The 22,258-nt window shown below is 63.7% G+C and carries 19 protein-coding genes; 4 read left to right on the forward strand and 15 right to left on the reverse strand.

From position 1 onward, the window contains the following. Positions 1 to 37 precede the first annotated feature (37 nt). Together sdaAA and msrB are read right to left on the reverse strand one after the other, a co-directional pair. A complete protein-coding gene (gene sdaAA / locus BUE15_RS00720) occupies positions 38 to 940 on the reverse strand; it encodes an L-serine ammonia-lyase, iron-sulfur-dependent, subunit alpha (RefSeq protein WP_073280776.1) in 903 nt (300 codons plus the stop codon). Between the two features lie 186 nt (positions 941 to 1,126). After that, positions 1,127 to 1,585, reverse strand: coding sequence for a peptide-methionine (R)-S-oxide reductase MsrB (msrB, locus tag BUE15_RS00725; RefSeq protein WP_073280777.1), 459 nt, complete (start codon positions 1,583 to 1,585; stop codon positions 1,127 to 1,129). 363 nt (positions 1,586 to 1,948) lie between these two features. Between msrB and BUE15_RS00730 the strand changes: the two genes are divergently transcribed. After that, complete coding sequence (locus tag BUE15_RS00730; RefSeq protein ID WP_073280778.1) at positions 1,949 to 3,463, forward strand: bifunctional ADP-dependent NAD(P)H-hydrate dehydratase/NAD(P)H-hydrate epimerase; 1,515 nt, start codon at positions 1,949 to 1,951, stop codon at positions 3,461 to 3,463. A gap of 62 nt (positions 3,464 to 3,525) precedes the next feature. Here the strand turns inward: BUE15_RS00730 and rnk are convergent, their stop codons facing one another. The 6 genes from rnk to pafA form a co-directional block, all read right to left on the reverse strand. Further along, a complete protein-coding gene (rnk, locus tag BUE15_RS00735) occupies positions 3,526 to 3,930 on the reverse strand; it encodes a nucleoside diphosphate kinase regulator (RefSeq protein ID WP_073280779.1) in 405 nt (134 codons plus the stop codon). A 6-nt stretch (positions 3,931 to 3,936) separates the two neighbouring features. Next, a complete protein-coding gene (locus tag BUE15_RS00740) occupies positions 3,937 to 5,499 on the reverse strand; it encodes an FMN-binding glutamate synthase family protein (protein WP_139252061.1) in 1,563 nt (520 codons plus the stop codon). Positions 5,500 to 5,935: 436 nt separating this feature from the next. Then, positions 5,936 to 6,853, reverse strand: a complete 918-nt coding sequence (locus BUE15_RS00745) for a UbiA prenyltransferase family protein (protein ID WP_073280780.1) — start codon at positions 6,851 to 6,853, stop codon at positions 5,936 to 5,938. Positions 6,854 to 6,910: 57 nt separating this feature from the next. After that, positions 6,911 to 7,183: a DUF6766 family protein gene (locus tag BUE15_RS00750; RefSeq protein WP_139252062.1), complete on the reverse strand. Its 273-nt coding sequence runs from the start codon at positions 7,181 to 7,183 to the stop codon at positions 6,911 to 6,913. A gap of 44 nt (positions 7,184 to 7,227) precedes the next feature. Continuing rightward, positions 7,228 to 7,812 carry an inorganic diphosphatase gene (locus tag BUE15_RS00755; RefSeq protein ID WP_073280782.1) on the reverse strand — a complete coding sequence of 195 codons (585 nt, stop codon included), beginning with the start codon at positions 7,810 to 7,812 and terminating at the stop codon, positions 7,228 to 7,230. Positions 7,813 to 7,899: 87 nt separating this feature from the next. After that, entirely contained in the window at positions 7,900 to 9,609 is a 1,710-nt protein-coding gene (pafA, locus tag BUE15_RS00760) for an alkaline phosphatase PafA (RefSeq protein WP_073280783.1), read from the reverse strand. Positions 9,610 to 9,958: 349 nt separating this feature from the next. On the opposite strand from pafA, the gene BUE15_RS00765 reads away from it, so the two are divergent. The 3 genes from BUE15_RS00765 (at position 9,959) to BUE15_RS00775 (ending at position 11,958) form a co-directional block, all read left to right on the forward strand. Further along, positions 9,959 to 10,681, forward strand: a complete 723-nt coding sequence (locus BUE15_RS00765; protein ID WP_073280784.1) for an HAD family hydrolase — start codon at positions 9,959 to 9,961, stop codon at positions 10,679 to 10,681. 115 nt (positions 10,682 to 10,796) lie between these two features. Then, positions 10,797 to 11,426, forward strand: a complete 630-nt coding sequence (locus BUE15_RS00770; protein WP_139252063.1) for a hypothetical protein — start codon at positions 10,797 to 10,799, stop codon at positions 11,424 to 11,426. Positions 11,427 to 11,541: 115 nt separating this feature from the next. Further along, entirely contained in the window at positions 11,542 to 11,958 is a 417-nt protein-coding gene (locus BUE15_RS00775; RefSeq protein ID WP_073280786.1) for a hypothetical protein, read from the forward strand. A gap of 140 nt (positions 11,959 to 12,098) precedes the next feature. Here the strand turns inward: BUE15_RS00775 and BUE15_RS00780 are convergent, their stop codons facing one another. The 7 genes from BUE15_RS00780 to atpE form a co-directional block, all read right to left on the reverse strand. Further along, a complete protein-coding gene (locus tag BUE15_RS00780; protein WP_073280787.1) occupies positions 12,099 to 16,019 on the reverse strand; it encodes a type IIG restriction enzyme/methyltransferase in 3,921 nt (1,306 codons plus the stop codon). Positions 16,020 to 16,148: 129 nt separating this feature from the next. Continuing rightward, on the reverse strand, positions 16,149 to 17,861 hold the full coding sequence (locus BUE15_RS00785) for a T9SS type A sorting domain-containing protein (protein WP_139252064.1): 1,713 nt from the start codon (positions 17,859 to 17,861) through the stop codon (positions 16,149 to 16,151). 198 nt (positions 17,862 to 18,059) lie between these two features. Next, complete coding sequence (atpG, locus tag BUE15_RS00790; RefSeq protein WP_073280789.1) at positions 18,060 to 18,950, reverse strand: ATP synthase F1 subunit gamma; 891 nt, start codon at positions 18,948 to 18,950, stop codon at positions 18,060 to 18,062. A 96-nt stretch (positions 18,951 to 19,046) separates the two neighbouring features. After that, positions 19,047 to 20,630 (reverse strand): F0F1 ATP synthase subunit alpha, encoded by a 1,584-nt coding sequence (atpA, locus tag BUE15_RS00795; RefSeq protein WP_073280790.1) that lies wholly within the window; start codon positions 20,628 to 20,630, stop codon positions 19,047 to 19,049. A gap of 5 nt (positions 20,631 to 20,635) precedes the next feature. Beyond that, entirely contained in the window at positions 20,636 to 21,196 is a 561-nt protein-coding gene (gene atpH, locus BUE15_RS00800) for an ATP synthase F1 subunit delta (RefSeq protein WP_073280791.1), read from the reverse strand. Between the two features lie 107 nt (positions 21,197 to 21,303). Then, positions 21,304 to 21,798 carry a F0F1 ATP synthase subunit B gene (locus tag BUE15_RS00805; RefSeq protein ID WP_073280792.1) on the reverse strand — a complete coding sequence of 165 codons (495 nt, stop codon included), beginning with the start codon at positions 21,796 to 21,798 and terminating at the stop codon, positions 21,304 to 21,306. A 167-nt stretch (positions 21,799 to 21,965) separates the two neighbouring features. Then, complete coding sequence (gene atpE, locus BUE15_RS00810; RefSeq protein ID WP_044000749.1) at positions 21,966 to 22,223, reverse strand: ATP synthase F0 subunit C; 258 nt, start codon at positions 22,221 to 22,223, stop codon at positions 21,966 to 21,968. Positions 22,224 to 22,258 lie beyond the last annotated feature (35 nt).

The following is a 22,258-nucleotide window of genomic DNA, read 5'->3' on the forward strand; positions in this document are numbered from 1 at the left end:
TTTTTTGTGACTACGGGAAAGCAGAAAGCTAGCGAGTTTATTCTCCTTCGTCGGGCAGAATCTGGACATCCTGCACGAGCACCATTTTCTCGATTTCACGGCCGCGGGTGGTGTTGGCCAAGCCGCCCAGCGCGGTTTCCTTGTAGCGGGTTTCCATGCTTTGCCCCACTTCGCCCAGCGCCGCTACGCACTGATCAACGGGAATGACCGGATTGACGCCGGCAATGGCAATCTGGGCGGAGCTGAAGGCAATGGCCGCCGCTGAGGCGTTGCGCACGATACAGGGCACTTCCACCAGGCCGGCCACCGGGTCACAGATCAGGCCCAGCATGCACTGAATGGTGATGGCAACGGCCGCAAACGTCTGGTCAACATCTCCGCCCAGGCAGTACACGATGGCGCCGCTGCCCATTGCCGCTGCCGAGCCGGTTTCGGCCTGGCACCCGCCTACGGCCCCGGCCAGCGACGCATTCTGCTCGATGATCAGGGCAATGCCGGCCGCCACCAGCAGGCCTTCGAGCACCTGCCGGTCCGTGAGCTGATGCAATTCCTGCAGCGTTACGAGCACGCCGGGCAGTATGCCGGAAGCGCCGGCTGTAGGCGCTGCCACTACCCGTCCCATGCACGAATTCACCTCCTTGGCACCCATGGCCCGGGTCACAAGCTGCTTGAATTCCGGCGAAAGCACCGTGACTGGTGAGGCGGCAATTTTCTTGGCGCCGTTGTTTACCATGCCCGAGCGGGAAGTCATGTCCTGGGTGAGGCCGGTTTGCACGGCGTCGCGCATTACGTCGTAGGCGCGCTGCAGCCCGTTCCAGATTTCTTCTTCGGAACGGCCTTTCTGCTCGATTTCGTAGGCCAGCACCGGCTGGTAGAGCGGCTCGCCGGTAGCGGCGCAGTGCGCCTGCCAGGAGGCAAAATCAGTGAAGAGAAGTGACATAATGGGGTGGGGAAGTAGGAAGTGAAGGTCAGGAGGCAAGCCTGCCGGATAAACGCACGAGCGCCGACGGGGGTGCGAAAGTCGGTAGTTTTTCTTCAGCAGACGGCTCAAAGCAAAAACCGCCGCTGGGCTCTTTGCCAACGACGGTTTTGCGGAATATTTTCTTTGGGCAGAAAATGGCTGGGTTTATGCCGTTTGCGGCTCACTTACCAGTTTCACGGCCGCCGAGTTGATGCACAGGCGCAGGCCGCTGGGCGGCGGGCCATCCGGAAAAACGTGGCCCTGATGGGCGTCGCAGACGTTGCAGAGCACTTCCACGCGGGTCATGCCGTAGCTGGTGTCTTTCCTGTATCTGATGGCGTTTTCCTTGACGGGCTGCGTGAAGCTGGGCCAGCCGGTGCCACTTTCAAACTTGGTGCGCGAGTCGTAGAGCGGCTCGCCGCAGCAGATGCAGGCGTAGAGGCCGGCTTCGTGCGCCTCGCAGTATTCGCCCGTGAAGGCGCGCTCCGTGCCGTGCTGGCGCGTCACGTGGTATTGCTCGGCCGTGAGCTGGGCTTTCCACTCAGCATCGGTTTTCTCTACGCGCCGGTCGGGGGCGGGGCTGCCGTGGTTGGCCAGCCGGATAACATCATTCCAGGTTTGCATATCGTTGGAAGCTTGGTTCAGAAAAAAACAGATTCTTAGTGCAAACGCGGCAGCTTGGCCGGAAGTTTTCGACCACTGCCCCTAAGATGTCTAGAGCTGTTCCGGCACGTCTCGCACCGACCAGTTGCGCCACTGCTGCCGCGCAAAACGCAGAAATACGGGCGGCGCCTTCCGAAATTCCTTTTCCGTTTCGTAGCGCCCGGCCAGCAGCTCGTACCCATCCGGCGCATCCAGCTGGCTTTGGCTGATGGTGCCGAGGCTCGGGGCCAGCGGCAGTCAGCAGACCCAGTGCATACTTATTCATGGCATATTCGGATGTTGCGACTATCGGCAGCCGGCAAGATACCGTATGCCGGAGGTACTATGAAAATCCTACCTGCCCGCCAGACCCGCGCCCTCGACCAGGCCACGCTGCAAGCGCAACGCATCAGCTCCGATGCCCTGATGGAGCGCGCCGCCACTGCCTGCACCACTTGGCTCCTCGACGAATTGCAGCCTGCTTTTACCACGCCCCTGCACATCTTGTGCGGGCCTGGCAACAACGGCGGCGACGGGCTGGCCATTGCCCGGCAGCTACACGCGGCCGGCTATTCGCCGCAGATATGGCTGCTGCCTTCGGATAGATACTCCTCTGACTTTCTGCTGAACCGCCAGCGGCTGCCGCCGCAAGTGCCCTGCACTGAGCTTAGCGCCGACAGTTTACCGGCGCTGCCCGCCGGGGCCGTAGTACTGGACGCGTTGTTCGGCACCGGCCTCAGCCGGCCACTGCAGGGCCTCGCAGCCCGCGTAGTGCAGCATCTGAGCCAGTCTGGCGCTGTTGTGGTGGCCATAGATGTGCCTTCCGGCCTGTTTGCCGATGCGCCGCAACCCGCCGACAGCGCCGTGGTGCGGGCCCGGTATACGCTCAGTTTCGAGCTGCCGAAGCTGGCGTTTCTGCTGCCTCAGAATGCCGCTTTCGTGGGGGAATGGACTGTGCTACCCATCGGCCTGGACGCCAACTTTATCCACAACGAGCCTGTGGATAACTATTTCGTGGACGCAGGTTTTCTGCGTAGAAAGCTGCCCCGGCGCGAAAAGTTTTCCCACAAAGGCACGTTTGGGCATGCGCTCCTACTGGCGGGCAGCTATGGCAAAATGGGCGCTGCTGTGCTGGCAGCCCAGGCCTGCCTGCGCGGCGGCGTGGGGCTGCTCACGGTCCGTATTCCGGCCGCGGGCTATGATATTCTGCAGATTTCGGCCCCTGAGGCTATGGCACTGCCCGACCCCGCCCGCGAGTTCTTGACGGAGCTACCGGAACTGCAACCTTACGCAGCTGTGGGCATGGGGCCCGGCCTAGGGCAGGAAGCTGCCACAGCCGCCGTGCTCCGGCAGCTGCTGCACCGCACGCCCCACCTTCCGCTGGTGCTCGACGCCGATGCCCTGAACCTGCTGGCTACGCACCGCGACCTGCTGGCTCTGTTGCCCCCCGACAGTCTGCTTACGCCCCACCCCAAGGAGTTTGAGCGCCTTACCGGCGAGCCGGCCCGCGACGACTACCACCGCCTGGAACAGCTGCGCGCCTTCTGTGGGCAACACCGCTGCTACTGCGTGCTCAAGGGCGCGTACACGGCGCTGGGCACGCCCGAAGGCGCTGTATACTTCAACAGCACCGGCAACCCCGGCATGGCCAGCGGCGGCAGCGGCGACGTGCTGACCGGCCTGCTGCTGGCCCTGCGTGCCGACCGGCGCCTCTCCCCTCTCGACGCCGCTTTGCTCGGTGTTTTTGCCCACGGCCGCGCCGGCGACTTAGCTGCTGCCCAAACCGGCGAAGCCGGCCTCGTTGCCAGCGACTTGGTGCGCTTCATCGGGCCGGCCCTGCAGGAATTGGTGGATGGCTAGCGGTGTGGCCGTGCGAGAAGGCTGGAGCGTGCTACCCGCTCAGTCCAGCCGCACGAACCTGTTTATACGAACAGGTCGCCGGCGGCCTCTGGTTGATACAGAACGGCCTCTACCCGGTAAGAAACGGTGCCTTTGGGAACGGGCCACTCTATCTCGTCGCCGACGCGGCAGCCCAGCACGGCCGTGGCCACCGGCGCCAGGATAGAGATTTTGCGTGTCGCCGCGTCGGCGTCCCTGGGGTACACCAGCGTGATTTCCAGCTCGGTGCCGCTTTTCAGCTCCCGCAGGCGCACCACCGAATTCATCGTAACGACATCGGGCGGAATTTCATCCGAAGCCACCAGCCTGGCCCGCTTCAGCTCCTGGCCCAGGCCCTCAATCACCCGGTTTCCGGTGCTTAGGCGTTCGGTCTGTACAATTTGCAGCAGTCGTTCGTAATCGAGCTTGGTCAGATAAATGGGAGGCATGGCAGGTTAGGTGAGTGGATGAAGAGAAAGGTGAGCAGGTGTGGCCGTGGCGGTGTCCTGCAGGCCATAGATATCCTGGAAGCTCAGCGTGTGGCCGTGGTCGACGCGGCGGAACACCTTACCGGGGCTGACGTCGCGCAGGCGGCGGAAGCCGCAGGCTTCCATCAGCTCCCGCGTGGCGTGCATCGTGTTTTTGTGAAAATTGGCCACCCGAACGCGCTTGTCGGCGGCGTCGAGGCCCTGGTAGAGGCTGGCGTCCTGCGTAGCAATGCCTACCGGGCAACGGCCCGAGTCGCACTGCAGCGCCTGAATGCAGCCCAGCGCGAACATCATCCCGCGGGCACTGTAGCAGGCATCGGCGCCCAGCGCCAGCGCCTTGAGAATATCGATGCCGGTAATGATTTTGCCGGCCGCCAGCACCGAGGTTTCCTCGCGCAGGCCGTAGCGCACCAGCAGGCGCTGCACCAGGGCCAGGGCATCGTAGAGCGGCATGCCCAGGCTGTCGGAAAACTCCAGCGGCGCAGCGCCAGTGCCCCCTTCGGCGCCATCAATGGAAATAAAATCGGGGATGATGCCGGTGGCCTGCATCTCCTGGCACAGCCGCTCGAACTCCTGCGCATTGCCAATGCAGAGCTTGATGCCCACCGGCTTGCCCCCGGACAGCGCTTGCAGGCGCTTCACAAACAACAGCAGCGTCAGGTGGTCGTGGAAGGCGGAGTGCGAAGGCGGCGAGGCCACGGTGGTGTGCGGCACTACTTTGCGGATAGCCGCAATTTCGGGCGTGTTTTTAGCGGCCGGCAGAATACCGCCGTGGCCGGGCTTGGCCCCCTGCGACAGTTTTATTTCCACCATCTTGATATTCGGGTGGGCGGCCTGCTCCTGAAACAGCTCCTCGCTGAAACCGCCCACGGCATCGCGGCACCCGAAATACCCGGTTCCGATCTGCCAGATCAGGTCGCCGCCGCCTTCCAGGTGAAAGGGACTTACGCCGCCCTCGCCGGTGTTGTGGGCAAAGCCGCCGAGCCTGGCTCCGCCGCTCAGCGCCAGAATGGCGGTTTTGCTCAGGGAGCCATAGCTCATGGCCGAAATATTGTAGAGGCTGGCGCTGTACGGCTGCCGGCACTGGCTGCCGCCAATCGTTACGCGCAGGTCCGAATCCAGAAGCGGCGTCGGGAAAAGGGCGTGCGAAATCCATTCGTAGCCGATTTCCTGGCTGTTGCTGAGCATCCCGAACGGCACCGTCTGGCGCACATCCTTGGCCCGCTGATACACGATGGAGCGCTGCCGGCGGTTGAAGGGCCGGCCGTCCAGGTCAGACTCGAAGAAATACTGGCGCAGCTCCGGCCGGATGCTCTCGAACAGGTAGCGCAGGTAGCCCAGCAGCGGATAGTTGCGCAGCAGCGAGTGGGTAGCCTGCCGGACGTTTTGCCGGTAGGCCAGATGCAGGGGCACCACTACCAGAAGCGCCCACAGGGCCTGCACCTGATAAAAGGCAGCTACGGCTACCAGAATATAAGCAAGAAGAAGCAGTAAGGCCACCGTGTGCCTTACGCTGATAGAATACAGCATGATTAAGGGGAATTTTTGAGCGGAAAACCAACACTGGCAGGTACGGCAAGGGGCCGCGCGCTACTACAGAAGTGCGGCGGCGGAACTGCTACGGACCCGGAAACGAGGGTGGGGAGGCCAGGGCTCCGGCACAGCGGCCGAAAACACCCGGCCTAGGTATTGAAGACCTTAGGCGCCGTATAAAAAGCCAGGCAATAGCCGTTCAGCACATCACGCAGAGACACGTGGTGCGAAGCCGCAACAAAGCCGGCAACCGACTTTGGCAAAGAGGAAAATATCCTGTTGTGGGGCAAACCTGGCGAGCGAAAGAACTTGCCCCAAAGGTACGCATTACTGCCACAAGCTGCACGCTATCCGCTGCCGCAGCTGCCGCCCCGCCAGCTGCCGCAGCTGCCGCAGCTGGCGGGGCGGCGTGCGGCAGCGGATAGCGTGCAGCTCAGCCCCAATACAGCGCCGCCAGCCAGACGGCCAGCACCTGCAGCAGCATAATGCCATCCGCCAGCAGGGCGAAATAGTAGTCGGGGCGGGTTTCGTCGGCGTACCAGATGACGGCGGCGGCGGGCAGGGCGGGCAGCGTGAGGGCCAGCAGGTGCGCCGCCGATACGCCCCAGGGCAGCAGCAGGCTGGCCACCGCCAGCGCCGCCAGCGCCACCAGCTTGGTAGCCCGCACTCCAAACACGCCCGGAAACGTGAGCGTACCCGTGAGGCGGTCTTTGGTATAGTCGCGGATATCGAACACGAAAGCCAGCGCCAGAATAAAGAAAAACCGGCGGGCAAACAGCACCACTACCAGCGGGGCGGCCAGCGCCTTGCCCAGGTACAGCGCCGGAATCCAGACCGTAACGGCCGCCCACACATAGGCAATAAGGAACACCTTCAGCAGCGGCAGGTCGCGCAGGGCCCGCCACCGGCCGCGCCACCGGGCCAGCGGCAGCGAGTAGAGCAAGGAAATAGCGGCCAGATGCCCCAGAAACAGCATCAGCGGCTGCCAGCCATCCAGAAAGAACAGCGTGGCAGCTACCGCCAGAGCCGCCAGGGCCAGCGCAAACAGCTCGCGGCGGTGCTCCAGCATCCAGCGCTTGCGCCCGCTCAGCACCAGCCGCTGCTGAAACTTGTAGGGCAGCACACTATCGATGTTGTACAGGAAGAGGGTGGCCGCGAAAATCATCAGGGCCAGCCGCCACGGCATAGCGGTTTGCCAGAACAGGAACGTGGCCCAGGTGAGGCCCAGCGCGGCCAGCGCCAGCCACGTGCTGCTGTAGAGCAGCGCATCGGTGGCGCGCCGCAGCCGGCTGGGACGGCGCGAAGCACCGGCGGACGCGGCCCCAACGGGCGTAGGAGAATCTGGACGCATAGAACCGGGCGGGCAGAGAAGGAAAAGCGCGGACCCAAAAGTACAACGGCCCCGGCGTTACTTGCCCGTTTCGTCGTGGCTGGCATCTACGGGCTTCGACTCCGGCGAGCCTTTCTGCCGCAGCCAGATGGTGAGCCCCACGTACAGGCCCATCTGCAGAAACTCGCTTTCCCAGCTCTCAAACGTGGCTTCCGGGAAGTGGCCGGAGCCGAGGTACTGCCCCAGCGTGAGGGCCGGCAGCTTCAGCTGCTCCAGCTCGTCGTTGTAGTCGTGCCAGCCCGTGAGCACCTGCCCGCCCAGCCTGCTACACGCCACAGCGCCTCTCTCCACCGGCTGGCGAAGAGAGGCGCTGTGCTGAGTGCCGGGCGGACTGCCTACAGCTCTACGCCGGTAGCCTGCCTGGCGGGCGTGGCGGCTGCGTCGTTCGGGAACGTTTTGTTGTAGAGCGTGATGCTGTCCTCGATGATGCGGTAGGCATCTTCGCGGCCCATGAAACGCTCCACGGTTACGGACTTGTGCTCCAGGGCCTTGTAGTCTTCGAAGAAGCGCTGCATTTCGTTGAGCGTGTGCGGGGGCAGGTCGGCAATGTCGTTGAAGTGGTTCACGGAAATGTCGTGCGCCGCTACGGCAATGATTTTGTCGTCCTCCTCGTCGCCGTCAATCATCTGCATCACGCCGATAACCTTGGCTTCCACGAGGCACATGGGCACAATGTCTACCGAGCAGAGCACCAGAATATCGAGCGGGTCCTTGTCGTCGCAGTAGGTCTGCGGAATGAAGCCGTAAGCGGCCGGGTAATGCACGGCCGAAAACAGCACGCGGTCCAGCTTCAGCAAGCCGCTTTCTTTGTCCAGCTCGTACTTGGCCTTCGAGCCTTTCGGAATTTCGATAATGCCGTTTACAACTTTGGGAGCGTCGTTGCCGCGCGCCACATCATGCCAGGGATTGAAATGAGCCATGAGGAAAAAGCAGGTGCCGGTTGCACCTAAGGTTATGAGTAAGTAAGGAGTATGACGCAGGGGCTACCCGCACTACGGGCGGGCGGGTTATTTGGCCGAAAGAACTTCCAGCAGCGGCGTGCCGGTGCAGCCGTTGGGTTCCTGGATGTGCAGCCAGCGGGCTACCGTAGCCGCAATATCGGTGATTTTGGCCGGGTGGCTCGACTCGCCCTGCTTCACGCGCCAGCCCCAGAACAGCAGGGGCACGTGCGTGTCGTAGTTGTTGAGCGAGCCGTGGGTGGTGCCTTTGTTGACGGGGTACGAGTACGACTCCAGCCAGCCCGGCTGCAGCACTACCAGCACGTCGCCGCTGCGCTTGGGGTAGTAGCCGTTTTCCAGGTACATCAGCATGCCGCTTTCCCAGTGCGACTTCTGCACGTCGTCGGCCGTGATGGCGCGGTTGACGCCGGCCAGCTGCGTGGCAATGTCTACTACCTCGTCCTGCACCAGGCGCAGGTTCAGCTTCTTCTCGGCGATGAGCGGGCGGTTGAGGTACACCTGCTGGTTTTCGTAGGTCAGCACCCACTTGCCGGGGCCGTGGCGGCGCACCAGCGCCTGCTGAATGGAGTCTTGCATGAGGCGCGGGCCCACCGAGCCGCCGGGCAGGTGGTGCTCGGCCAGGAAGCCGGGCGAGTGGGCCGCGGCGTGGTCGGCGGAGAGGAACACCAGCGCCTGCCCTTTGCCCACGGTTTTGTCGAGGTAGGTAAGCAGGCGGGCAAGGTCCTGGTCGAGGCGCAGGTAGGTGTCCTGGGTTTCAATGGCATTCACCCCGAACTGGTGCCCCACGTAGTCGGTGCTGCTGAAGCTCAGGGCCAGAAAATCGGTCTGGCCGCGCTGGCCCAGCTGCTCGGCCCGCACGGCTTCCAGCGCGAAATCCAGCGTGAGCGAGTTGCCGAAGGGCGTAGACCGGATCAGGTCGAGGTTGCGGGCAGGCCCTGTCTTCTCCCCCGTGGCCTGCAACGCGCCTTGCACGGCCCCCGGCAGCGTGGCGCTCAGCGTGGGCAAATCGTGCGGAAACACGGGTTTGGCTTCGCCCTTGAACGCCGACTCCCAGGGCACGTCGTCGGGCGAGCTTTCGGTGTACTGCGCCAGGGGCAGCAGCGTGTTCCAGGGCTTTTCGAGGTAGGCGGCGGCGCGGTTTTCGGCGTTGAACTTCGTCACCCAGTCGGGCAGCGTGTGCTGGTAGTAGGTGCTGCTGATAAAGGCGCCGTTGGAGCCGTCGTACCAGTAGGCGGCGTTGGCGGCGTGCCCGGCCGGCAGAATAGAGCCCCGGTCCTTGATGCAGACCCCGATTACCTTGCTCTGGAAGTTGGTAGCCAGCCGCAGCTCGTCGGTGATGGTGGAGGTCAGCATGTGGCGCGGCGACATCCGGCCCTGCTCGCTGGTGCTGCCCACCGACTGCACGCGCCGGTCTTCCGTGACGTAGGTGCCGCGGCCGGTTTCGCGCTCAAACCAGTTGTTGCCGATGATGCCGTGCATGGAGGGCGTGGTGCCGGTGTAGATGCTGGCGTGGCCCGGCCCGGTGTAGGTGGGCACGTAGTTGTAGTGCGTGTTTTCGTAGCTGAAGCCTTCGCCCAGCAACCGCCGGAAACCGCCGCTGCCGTACTTGTCCCAGTAGCGGTAGAGGTAGTCGTAGCGCATCTGGTCTACCACGATGCCGACTACCAGCCTGGGCCGCGCCAGGGGCTTCCCTTTCTTCTGCCCGGAGGCAGACCCCGCCAGCGTGGCGGCCAGCAACAATAAGAGGCTCTTTTTCAAATCGGAATGCAGTGAAGCGGGGCCACCGGAGCAGCTACCCGCGTAAGCGGCCCCAAAGATAGAGGCCAACGACCGGAATTGCTTCGCCGGCAGCCAAATCGTACCCCGCGCGTACAGGCAGAAGCCGAAGCCCGGCTTCGCGCTGTCAGAGCGTGTTTGGAAATTTGCGAAAACGCCGTTTCTGTCATGCTGAGCTTGTCGAAGCATCTCTACCGCTGGCTAACTAAGTGGCCTGGGCCTCTGCAACGAAGCGGTAGAGATGCTTCGACAAGCTCAGCATGACGTTCTTGTATACTTGCTCTCAGAATCCTTCACGGCCGCAGCCGTTGCTGCGGTGCACTCTTTCGCTATGCCCGACCAGCCCTACGCCCTTCTCTTCGACATGGACGGCGTGCTCATCGACAATACGCCCTACCAGGCCCGCGCCTTTCAGCTCCTGTTCCGCGACCTGGGCCTGACCACCAACGCCCGCCGGCTGCTGGAGCGCCTCAACGGTATGCCCGCCTCCACTATCCTCCGAACCGTCTTCACCAGCCCCGTCCCGAAGAAGAAGCTGGAAGAGTACGCCGCCCAGCGCGAGCTGCTCTACCGGGTGCTCTACTGGGACAAGCGCCGCGAGCTGGCCGGCCTCACGCCGTTTCTGCAGGCGGCCCGCGCGGCCGGCTTCCGCATCGGCCTGGGCACCGGCTCCGCCGCCGACACCATCGGCTACATCATCGACCACCTCGACCTGCGCCGCTACTTCGATGTGGTGGTGGGCAAGGACGACGTGCCGAAGGGCAAGCCCCACAAAGACACCTTCGCCGAAACCGCCCGGCAGCTGGGCGTGCCGCCGGAGCGCTGCGTGGTCTTCGAAGACGCCATCCTCGGCGAGCAGTCGGCGTACAGGGCGGGCATGCGCGTCATCGGGGTCAGCACCAGCCTCCGGCCCGAGCAGTTCCAGGCCCCGCTCACCGTCATCAAAGACTTCCGCGGCATCACGCCCGAGCAGGTACACGAGCTGCTGGCCCGGCACCCGGCCACGCCCAAACCCAGCAGGGAGCTGGCCCGGCGGCACTACATGAAGCTGTAGCAAAGCAGGGCCGGCCCCTATGCGCCGGGCCGCTCCGGGCAGGCAGCGGTCCGGCCTGGCTACAGGGGCAGGTAGGCAGCCTGCGGAATACCGGGGCAGGTGCCTACCTTGCGCTATGCCTTCCTCCCCTCCCGCTTCTTCTGCGCCTTCCGGCCTGCGCCTGGCCGCCATGGTGCGGGCCTGCCTGGGCCTTTCTACGCGGCAGCTGGCCCACTACCTGGGCGTGTCCATGGGGTTTGTGACCCACCTGGAAGCGGGGCGCAAGCCGCTGCCCGGGGCGCTGCTGCCGCGCCTGCTGCTGCTGGCCCGCCTGCTGCCGCCACCGCTGGGCACCGGCCTGCCCCTGCCGGAGCTGCCCCCGCCGCACGACCCGCTGCTGCCGCTGCCCGCCCCCGAACGGCTGGCTCCGCCCCTGCCCGACGCCCCGGCCCCCCCCGAGCCGGAAACGCTGCGCCGCCGCCTGCGCGACCAGCGCCTGCGGCTGCTTACGCTAAGCCAGCACCTGGCCGCCGAGCAGGCCCGCATGGCCGGGCTGGCCCGCCGCCACCACGGGCTGGCGCTGCTCCGGGCCGCCCTGCCGCCGCCCGAGGCCGCCGAGGCGGCCCACTATGCCCGCTGGCTGGCGCGCCTCTCCGACGACCTCACCCGCGACGACCCCACCCCCGCCGTCCGCGCCGCCGCCCTGCACCTGCTGGCCGCCCGCGTAGCCGGCCTGCGCGCCGAAGTAGCCGCCCTGGCGGTATAGGCGCCTGATGGGGCCGCCCCCCTGACGCTCGATATGCCCCCGGCCGCACTCTTTGCCAGGCTGGTCCTTTTCTTTACCTTATGCCCGGCAACTCCGCCACCTATATCCTTTTTTTATGCCGTTTCCTGTTGAATTATTAACCACCCAGACTGAGTGCGACACCGTGCTCAACGCCCTGAATCTGGAGCTGCGCGTGTTTACCGTGCGCGACCAGCTACTCGACTTGCAGGCCGACCAGTCGGCGGACCGGGCCACCGACCGCAGCCAGAACCTGAAGGAAGCCAACGACACCATTGACCGGCTCACGCCGGTGGTGGCCAGCCTCACGCCCGGCACCACCGAGCACACCGAGCTGAACCGGCTGCTCATCCGGGCCCAGCGCCGCGCCCAGGACCTGAACGCCCCCACCACCACGGCCCGCAAGCCCACCGATGCCTTCCTGAAAGCCGTGGACGTGCGCCAGGTGCAGGTGCAGGTACCGGAGCTGCAACAGGCCATTGCCGAGGTAACGGCCCGCCGCGCCGCGCTGTAGGCCGCGCCCACCCCGGCAGGCCCGCGCCGGCCTGCCCGCCGGGCCTTTCGCTTCTCCCGCTATTCTATCCTATTGCAACGCCAAACGGCCCGCTGCCCCGAAAGAGGCGGCGGGCCGTTTTGGTTGGCGCGGGCGGCCCCTTAGGCGGGCAGCGCCACGCCGTAGAGGGCGGCTACCAGCGCATCCAGCTGCGTTTCCAGGGCCTGGGTATCGGCGGCGGCATCGGCGGCTTTGGCGGCCAGCACCTGCTCCACCAGCGCCGCTACCGCCGCCTGCTCCTCCGCCGTGGCGGCGGGGATGGGAATCTTTCCGAAGTAATCAAAGATCAACTGATAGCCGTTTTGAATCTGCGTACAGTAATTTTCAATCAACATCCAGCCAATCTTAGAGTTGAGGATTCCTAGCAGAAAATAGTCCTCTCCCGGAATGATGTATGTGGCGTTATTGACATAAGTGCCTTGCGTATCAAGTGTAAAGACAGGTTTAACCTGAAATACTTGATAGACTATCTTGTTCTTCTCGAACTCATCGTAATAGTCGCAAGCACGAAGCTCCCACCAGTAATGGCCTTTATCTGCACGAGCCGCCGCCGCTGCTTCGTGTGGAAGTAAATAGGCTGCAACAGCAGGGTAGTGAGCAACTAACACATCCCAAGGAGTTTTATACTTAGGTGATGTAACGGGAGGTATGGCGTATACTCCTCGCTTGTTTTTTGTCCATCCAAGCTTCTTCCTCGTCCAGCCACTAGGTAAGCTAACCAGATAGTTCGTTGTCACCAATGGCTGATACCTCTTCACATCACGCCCTGCTGCAAATGGCCTCAGAATCTCCGCTGACTTAGGGTCTTCAGCAACAAGCTTGTTCCTAACGTCCTCTTTAATGACGAAGACAGGATTGAGGCCCGTTTTGATGCCGTAGTATATTTTGCCACCGACATACTCGCCCAACGGCGTACCGGCAGCTTTCATCTTAGTCAGTAGCTCCTGGCTGGCATCGTCGGCGAGGTTCCAACCTTCCGGCTGCAAACCGGCCTGGGTAACCGGGCGGGCGTGGTCCAGCACCAGCGTATCGAGCAGCGGCGGGGGCAGCTTGGGCAGCAGCGCGGCGCGGAAGCGGCTGTCGGGGGTGGGCACGGCCCGGCTCACCGAGAGGATGGCCGGGTAGGTGGTGGCCTCGGCGAATACGGGCAGGTCGCCGAAGTCCAGGAACTCCACCAGGGTATTGGTGGCGGGCAGCCAGCGGCGCAGGGGCGCGCCGTAGCCGGCCCGCAGCCACTTGTTGGGCGCGATGTACGACAGCTCGCCGCCGGGCTTCAGCAGGCCCAGGCCCAGCTCCAGGAAGTACACGTAGAGGTCGGCCTTGCCGTCGAAGGTGGCGAAGCGCTGCTTGAGATAGGGCTTGAGGGCCGAAAACTCCTCCTGCCGGATGTAGGGCGGGTTGCCCAGCACCACGTCGAAGCCCCGGAAGCGGCCGGCCTCGTCGAGCACCTCCGGAAACTCGAAGCGCCACTCGAAGGCGTCGCGGTAGAGGGCCCCCTGCTCGTGGGCGTCGATGTCGGCCTGGAGCTGGGCGGCGCGCAGCTCCAGCTGCCGCACCGCGAAGTGGCGGGCTTCTTCCTGCTTCTTGGTTTCGGGCAGCAGCGAAGTCTGGGTGCTGAGCACGATGATTTTGTTGCGGGCCAGGCGCAGCTCCTCGCGCTTCTTGTCCTTCTTGTGCAGCACGGCCGTGAACTGCTCCTTCAGCTGCTGAAAGAACCCCAGCAGGCGGTTCTTGTCGTCGCGCCCCCGGCTGCTGAAGTAGTCGTGCACGGCCCCCCGGTACTCCTTGAGCGAGAACTTACCCTTCTGGAACACCTCCGAGAGGTCGGCATCCAGCGGGAAGCGAGCCAGCAAAGAGTTGCCGGTTTTCACGTTCAGGTCGAGGTTGGGCAGGGTTTCCAGCTCCCGCCACTGGGTATCGGGCTTGTAGTAGGCGTGCTTGAGCAGCTCAATCCAGAGGCGCAGCCGGCAGATGCGCACCGAGTTGGGGTTGAGGTCGACGCCGAACAGGGCGTGCTCCATCAGGGCGCGCTTCTCCCGGAACAGGGCCTGCTGCAGGCGGGTGCGCTCGGGCCCCACGGTGCGCTGGCCGGTTTCGGCATCAAAGGAGCCCACCCGGTAGGGCGCGGGCAGGCCGTCGGCATCGGTGACCACCAGCTCGTCGTGCTCCACGTCCAGAGAATACGGCAGCACGGCCCCCTCCTCGTCCAGAAACAAACCCAGGCGGCTCTTGAGGGCCAGCAGCTCGTTGAGGGCACTCACCAGGAAGTGGCCCGAGCCCACGGCGGGGTCGAGCACGGTGAGGGTGTTGAAGTGGGCGGCGTACTCGCGGCGGCGGGGCCGCTTGGCGGGCGCCACGGCATCCAGCAAATCGTCCAGCGTGTCGCACTGCGCCAGCTCCGGGAAGTCGGGGGCCTGGCGGAAGTGGCGCACCACGGCCCGGCCCAGGGTCTGGCGGGCCATGTACATGGTCACGAAGCCCGGCGTGTAGAACGAGCCGTCCTTGTACCCGTTGATTTTCTCGAACACCAGGCCCAGCACGGCGGCCGAGAGCAGGGGCCGGGCGGCGGGCGCTACCGGGGCCTCGGCGGGCGGGGCGGCGTGGGAGGTGGTGGGGTCGGTGGCGAAGTCGTAGGCGTCGAGGAAGTGCAGCAGGTAGGGCAGCGCCTTCCACTGGGGGGCGGCGCTGGTGTGGGCGGTGGTGGTGGGCACGACGGGGGCGCCCTTCCTGCTGAGCACCGAGCCGGGGAAGGGGGCCAGCCCCAGCCCATCGCGCAGCCCGCTCACGTCCAGGGCCTGGTGTTCCAGCTCGCTGGGCTCGAAGAGGGAGGAGTTGAGGTAGGGCACCTCGGGGAAGGCGGCCAGCACGTCGGGCGTGCGGTCGGCGGGGGCGCGGTTGAGCACCTCGAAGAACAGGGTCTGCACCTCGTCGTAGTCGGAGAGGCGCTGAGGGTGCAGGAAGCGGAAGGCGGCGGCGTGGGCGGCGTCGTGGTAGCGCACCATCTGGCCCTCCAGCAGCTTGAGAAACAGCAGGCGGTTCACCCACATCAGGCAGAGAGCCAGGGCCACGCCCTCGCGCTGGGCGGCGGGGGTGTCGCCGTAGCGCAGGCGGTCGGCCTCGGGCACGTAGTTGAGGCCGTGGCCGGTTTCGAGCTTGCGCAGGGTGTTTTCGAGCAGGGAACCGTGCTGCCGCGCGTCCTCGGGGCAGCGCCCGATGCGGCGGACGCCGGCCTGCTTGTCCTCGCGCAGGCCCATGAGGTAGAGCAGCTCGTGGTAGAACTCCTGGTTGAGGGTATTGGGGTCGCGCCGGCCGGTGAGGGGCTCCTTGAGCAGGTAGGCCGGGTGAAACAGGCGATAGAGGGCCGTAAGCCGGGCGGGCGCGGTGGGCACGCCGGGGCGTAGGTCCACGTACACCACGGGCAGCTCGCCCTCCAGGGCGGCCAGCTTCTTGCTGGCAATGCTCTTGTAGAAGAAGTCGGTATCGGTGGCAGCCTTGGCCCCGGCCTTCCAGGTCTGGAAGTCCTTCACAAAGCCCTTGTCCTTGAAGAACAGGCGGTGAAAGTCCAGCGCGTCGAACACGTACCACTCGTAGCCGGTGGTCACGATGAGGCGCTTGAAGTCGTCGGCCTTGTCGTCGGTGCGGTCTTCGAGGTAGTAGAGCAGCAGCTGGTGCAGGGCCTTGCGGTTGAGGTCGTCGGGGGCCAGCATCTCCTTGGGGTTCCTGGGCCCCTTGATTTCCAGCACCACGCCCACCGGCGAGTCGGCGGTGTCGCCGAGGTGCAGCACCAGGTCGCGCTTGTCCTGCACGTTGCCGTAGCGCGTGCCGCCCTCCGGGGGCCGGCTCACGCTGCGCAGGAAGTCGAGAATGTGGGTTTCGCCGTGGCGCTCAATCTTGTTCGGGTCGAGGTGCCGGAGCATCTCGGCCAGGTGCTGCCGGAAGGCGGTTAGCTCGTCGGGGGTGGGCTTGAGGCGGCGCAGCGCGGCCGTAGCAGTATCGGGCGAGAGGTATCGGGGCTGTAGCATAGAGGCCGTAAGATACGGGCCACCGGAATAAGTAGCCGCGGGAATGACCGGCAGGCTTGACGCGGCGGCGGCACAGCCGGACGCGGCCCGGCGCAAGGTGCGCGGCGGCAGGCCGCGACGGCCGCGCCCCTACTCCACCACCAGGGAACAGCCGGTCTGGGCGGCCCCCCACTGCACACGGAGGTAGTACAGGCCCGGTGCCAGGCCCGCCACCGACAGAGGCCGCCAGCCGGCGTCGGTGGCGGAGGCCGTGTGGGTGCGCACTACGCGCCCCTGCGTGTCGAGCAGGCTGAGCGTGGCCGGGGCCGTGCCGGGCAGGGTGGGCGCCAGCACGCGCACGTCCGTTTGGGCCGGGTTGGGCCACACGCGCAGCCCGGCGGCCAGGGAAGCGCTGGCCACCCCCAGGACGGGGTCGGTGAGGGAAGCCAGGAACCCCACCTTCGTGGTAGCGGGGTCGGTAAGCTGCAGGGAGCCAAAAGAGGCCGGTGGCGTCACGTGCCCGCCCACATACAGACGAGAACCGGCCAGCGCCAGACTCCGGGCATCGTTGTCACCGGTTCCTCCGGCCGGCTGGGCCCACGCAAAGCTGCTGGTCGAGCCCAGGTCCGTGAGTCTGGCCACAAACACGTCGGCAACGCCCGCGCCGGTCAGGGTAGTGCTGCCTACCCTGGCAGAACCGCCAAACCGGCCCGCCACGTACAGCTCGGTTCCGCGCACGGCCAACGCGGCCAGCCCCTCGTCGGCAGGTCCGCTGATGGGCTGTGCCCAGCCCTGGCTGGCGTCAGCGCCAAGATCCTGATACTTGGTGATGAATACGTCGTTGGTGCTGGCCGGCCCCGCATTGGTAAGAGTTGTGGCCCCGAACGTAGTGCTGGTTTGGTTGAAGGTACCGCCCACATAGACGGCCGCGCCGCTGACGGCCACGGTCCAGGCGCTGGCCGGGCCGGGGTTGCCACAGCGCTTGGCCCAGGTGAAGCTGGCCGAGGCGCCGGCATCGGTGAGCTTGGCCACAAAGGCCTTGAAAGCGAATTCGTCGGCGCCAGTGCCCGTCAGGGTGGTGCTACCAAAGCGGATGGACGGACTATCAAACCCACCTACCACGTACACACTTGTGCCGCTGGCCACCACAGCCCGCGCTGCGTCGCCGGAAGCACCGCCGGTCCGCTGGGCCCATACGAAACTGCCGGTACTGCCCGCGTCGGTGAGCTTGGCCACAAATATGTCGGCGCCGCTGCCCGTCAGGCTGGTGGAGCCAAATGCCGCCGTAGTGCTGGCCACCGAGCCCACCACGTACACGCTGGTACCGCTCACGGCTATGCCCTCGGCAAAGTCCACGTTGGTGCCGCCCGCCCGTTGCGCCCATGCCACCTGGCCAAAGCTACCCTGGTCCGTGAACTTGGCAACGAACACATCGGGTCCGGTGCCGCCGTAGCGGGACAGCGACACGCCACCCACTATCATGGGGGAACTGTAGTAGTAGCCCGTCACGTATACATTCGACCCATTTACGGCCAGCCCACCCACGTTGTCGTTATCGGAGCCGCCGGCCCGCTGCGCCCAGCTGAATGTGCCCGTCGCCGGGTTCCATTTTGCCACGAAGATGTCGTACTGGCCCGCACTACGCAGCGTGGTCGTGCCCACACGCACCGTACCCGAAAACGAGCCAGCCACATACAAGCTGCCACTGGCATCGGTGGCGGTGGCTTCCACCCTGGAAAAGCCCCCCTCTCCCACCGCTAGGGCAGTCTGCCAGGCCGGGGCCTGCGCATACGCGCCTGCCCGGGGCAGGCAAACGACCCCACTTATAGCAAGCAGCCAACCCCATACAGCGGCACGTTTCATAGAGCAAGAGAATAATAAGGTTAATGCGTGGCAAAGTGCCCGCCCCACAGACCGCCGCCTGTTCTTACCGACACCTGCCCTCCGGCAGTTATCGGCAGTTTCAGCCAACTCAGAGGCGAGCGTAAGATATTTGATGGCAGGCACATAAAAAAAGGCCCGACTCTCAAAGAGTCAGGCCTTTGCTTTACTGAATACCGCTTACCGGCTCGCAGCCAGTGCCTCGGCACCACCCACGATTTCGAGAATCTCGGTCGTGATGGCCGCCTGGCGGGTCCGGTTGTACGTCAGCTTGAGCGACTTGAGCAGCTCACCGGCGTTTTCGGTGGCTTTCTCCATGGCCGTCATGCGCGCGCCGTGCTCCGACGCGTTGCTTTCCAATACGGCCTTGTAGAGCTGCACCTTCAGCGACTGAGGAATCAGGGTCTGCACGATTTCCTCTTTCGAGGGCTCGAAAATGTAGTCCACGTTCGAGGTCGTCGTGGCGGCCGGGTTCGGCTCGGCGGGTACCAGCGGCAACAGCTGCTCAGCCCGCACTACCTGCGTAGCCACGTTCTTGAACTCGTTGAACACCATCACCACCTCATCGAAACGGCCTTCGCGGAAGCCTTCCATGGCCTCTTCAGCCGCTACCCGCACCGTATCAAACGACAGTTTGCCGAAGACGTGCGTGTAGTTGCCCAGCAGCGGGCCGCGCTTGCTGAAGTAGTCGTGCGCCTTCTTGCCGATGGCCATCACCGTCACGTTGCCCGCTGCCGCCTGAGCGGCGTACCGTTCTCTCACCAGCGCATTCACCCCTTTAAAGATGTTGCTGTTGAAAGCGCCGGCCAGGCCACGGTCTGAGGTAATGGCAATTACCAGCACCCGGTTCACTTCGCGCTGCACGGCGTACTCGCTCACCACTTCGCCCCCGGCCAGGCCGGTCAGGTTCGTCAGGATGCTGTTGAGCCGCTGCGCGTAGGGGCGCATCCGCAGGATGTTATCCTGCGCACGACGCAGCTTAGCCGCCGCCACCATCTTCATGGCTTTGGTAATCTGCTGCGTGCTTTGCACCGATACGATACGGTTGCGGACTTCTTTTAAGCTAGCCATTTATCAATTGTTGATTGTTAGTTGCTGATTGTTGATTGCTGGACGGGCCTTCTGGAAAGCCAAACATCCAACAAGCAACAACCAACAATCAACTGGTTACTTACTGGCGTATACCGCCGACAGGTCTTTGGCTACCTGACGGATGGCACCGGTGATGGTGTCATCGAGCTTGCCGGCTTTCAGGCCCTGCAGCACCTCCGGATGACGGGTGTTCAGCACCTGCACGAACTCCTTCTCGAACTCGCGCACCTTGTTCACGGGCACCTGGTCGAGCAGGCCGTTGGTAGCGGCGTAGATGACGGCTACCTGGTCTTCTACGCGCTGGGGCGAGAACTGGGGCTGCTTCAGGATTTCAAGGTTACGACGGCCGCGCTCAATGGTCAGCTTGGTCGAGGCATCGAGGTCCGAGCCGAACTTGGCAAAGGCTTCCAGCTCGCGGAACTGCGCCTGATCCAGCTTCAGCGTACCCGACACCTTCTTCATCGACTTGATCTGCGCGTTACCACCTACGCGCGATACCGAGATACCTACGTTGATGGCGGGGCGGATACCCGAGTTGAAGAGGTTGGTTTCGAGGAAGATCTGGCCGTCCGTAATCGAAATTACGTTGGTCGGGATGTACGCCGAAACGTCACCAGCCTGCGTTTCGATGAGCGGCAGAGCCGTCAGCGAGCCACCACCTTTCACGAGGTGCTTGATGCTCTCGGGCAGGTCGTTCATGTCCTTGGCGATGGTGTCGGAAGCGTTGATCTTCGCGGCACGCTCGAGCAGGCGGCTGTGCAGGTAGAATACGTCGCCGGGATACGCCTCACGTCCGGGAGGACGACGCAGCAACAGCGACACTTCGCGGTACGCTACCGCCTGCTTCGACAAGTCATCATATACAACCAGGGCCGGACGGCCCGTGTCGCGGAAGAACTCGCCGATGGCAGCACCCGTGAAGGGAGCAAAGAACTGCATCGGAGCCGGGTCAGAAGCCGAAGCCGACACCACTACCGTGTAGTCCATTGCACCACCCTTGGTCAGGGCGTTTACTACCTGCGCCACGGTCGAGGCTTTCTGGCCTACGGCTACGTAGATGCAGAAAACCGGCTCGCCACGCTCGAAGAACTCGCGCTGGTTCAGGATGGTGTCAATAGCTACCGTTGACTTACCCGTCTGACGGTCGCCGATGATCAGCTCGCGCTGACCCCGACCAATCGGAATCATGGCGTCAATAGCCTTGATACCCGTTTGCATGGGCTCCGTTACGGGCTGACGGAAGATAACGCCGGGAGCTTTGCGCTCCAGGGGCATATCGTAGGTCTGGCCCTGGATGGGGCCGCGGCCGTCGATAGGCTGGCCCAGCGTGTTGACCACGCGGCCCACGATGCCTTCGCCTACCTGAATGGAGGCAATCTTATTGGTGCGGCGCACGGTAGCACCTTCCCGGATTTCGCTGTAGTCGCCGAGCATTACGGCACCTACGTTGTCTTCTTCCAGGTTGAGCACCAGGGCCTGCAGGCCATTTTCAAATTCGAGCAATTCCCCCGACTGGGCTTTGGCCAGGCCGTAGATGCGGGCTACACCGTCGCCAACCTGCAGCACCGTACCAACCTCTTCGAGTTCGGCTTCGGTTTTGAAGTTGGACAACTGCTCCCGCAGAATGGCGGATACTTCATCCGGACGTACTTCTGCCATGTGGATTATAGTTGAGATTGGTAGGGGTTCTTCGAGAATTCGGTGCGCAGTTTGCGCAACCGGAAGCTCACGGAGTCATCTATCAGCCGGTCGCCGATGCGCAGCACGAAGCCGCCAATCAGCGAAGCATCAACTTTCTCGGTGAGAATAACCTGCTGCAGGCCGGTCTGCTGGCGAACCAGCGCCTCTACCTCAGCACGCAGTGCCGGAGTCAGCGGCGTGGCCGTCGTGACTTCGGCCATTTGCACGCCGCGCAGGGTGTTGAATTGGTTCAGGAACTCGGAGCCGATGAATTCCAGCGCGCTTTCGCGGTTTTTCTGGGTAACAATGGTGAAGAACTTCTCGGTGAGAGTCGACACTTTGCCTCCAAATACGGCGCGCAGGATAGCCAGCTTCTTGTCGTGCTTGACGATGGGGTTGCGCAGCAACAGGCGCAGGTCACGGTTTTCGGTCAACGTGTTGTTGAACAGCTCCATGTCCTGCTTTACCTGCTCCAGCGTACCCTGCTCCTCGGCCAGATCGAGCAACGATTTGGCATAGCGGGAGGCAACTCGTAGTTCAGACATTGCGTGTAGGTGTCAGTTGTTAGTTGTCAGTTGTCAGTTTTTAGCTGTGGTGTGCCTGGATTTGACGCCCGGCAACTGACAACTGAAAACTGACAACCCCCAACGGACTAATTCAATTTTACTTCCTTCAGGTACGAGTCCACGAGTTGCTGCTGGGCCGGTTGGTCGGTCAGCTCGCGGCGCAGAATACGCTCCGCAATATCGATGGAAAGCTTGGCGGCGGTGTTTTTCACCTCGGCCAGGGCGGCGTTTTTCTCGTTCTGAATGGCTTCGCGGGCCTGCACGATCATGCGGCCGCCTTCTTCCGTCGCCTTGGTTTTCGCCGTCTCAATGAGCTGGTTTGAAATTTCCGTGGCTTCCTTCAGAATACGGTCACGCTCCAGCCGGGCCTCAGCCAGCAGCTTTTCGTTGCCGGCTTTCAGCTGCTGCATTTCGAGCTTGGCCTGGTCGGCCATGCGCAGCGCATCATCAATGGAGCTTTCCCGCTCTTTCAACGAGCTCAGGATGGGTTTCCAGGCAAACGCGCGCAACAGCAGCAGCACGATACCAAAAATCACCAGCTGCCAAAAGATAAGGCCTAATTCGGGCGTTACAATTTGCATAAGGGAGTAGAGAAATCAGTGGTGAATACGTTGAATCCCGGTTGCGGCCGAGGGCGCCTGTGCAACGCAACTGGCTCCGCCAGCCAACCCGGGAAAACCAAGACAGCCCGCCACGCCGTGCGCTGAAGCGACGCGCGCAGCGGGCTGCTCGTGTACTACCTCTATCCCTAGAGTTTGAACGAAATCAGCAGGCAGACTACTACTGCGAACAGGGCCAGACCCTCGATCAGAGCAGCTACGATCAGCATAGCAGTCTGGATCTTGCCCGAAGCTTCCGGCTGACGGCCGATGGCTTCCATAGCCTGACCACCAATGCGGCCGATACCCAGACCGGCACCCAGAGCAACCAGACCAGCACCGATAGCGGCACCAAATACAGCCAGACCAGCGGCGTTAGCAATCTGCAACAACAGAGAAAGAAGCATAAAAAAAGGTTTGTGGGGAGTGGAAAACGAAAAAA

Origin of the sequence: Hymenobacter psychrotolerans DSM 18569, from assembly GCF_900142395.1 — a bacterium.
GTDB lineage: Bacteria > Bacteroidota > Bacteroidia > Cytophagales > Hymenobacteraceae > Hymenobacter > Hymenobacter psychrotolerans.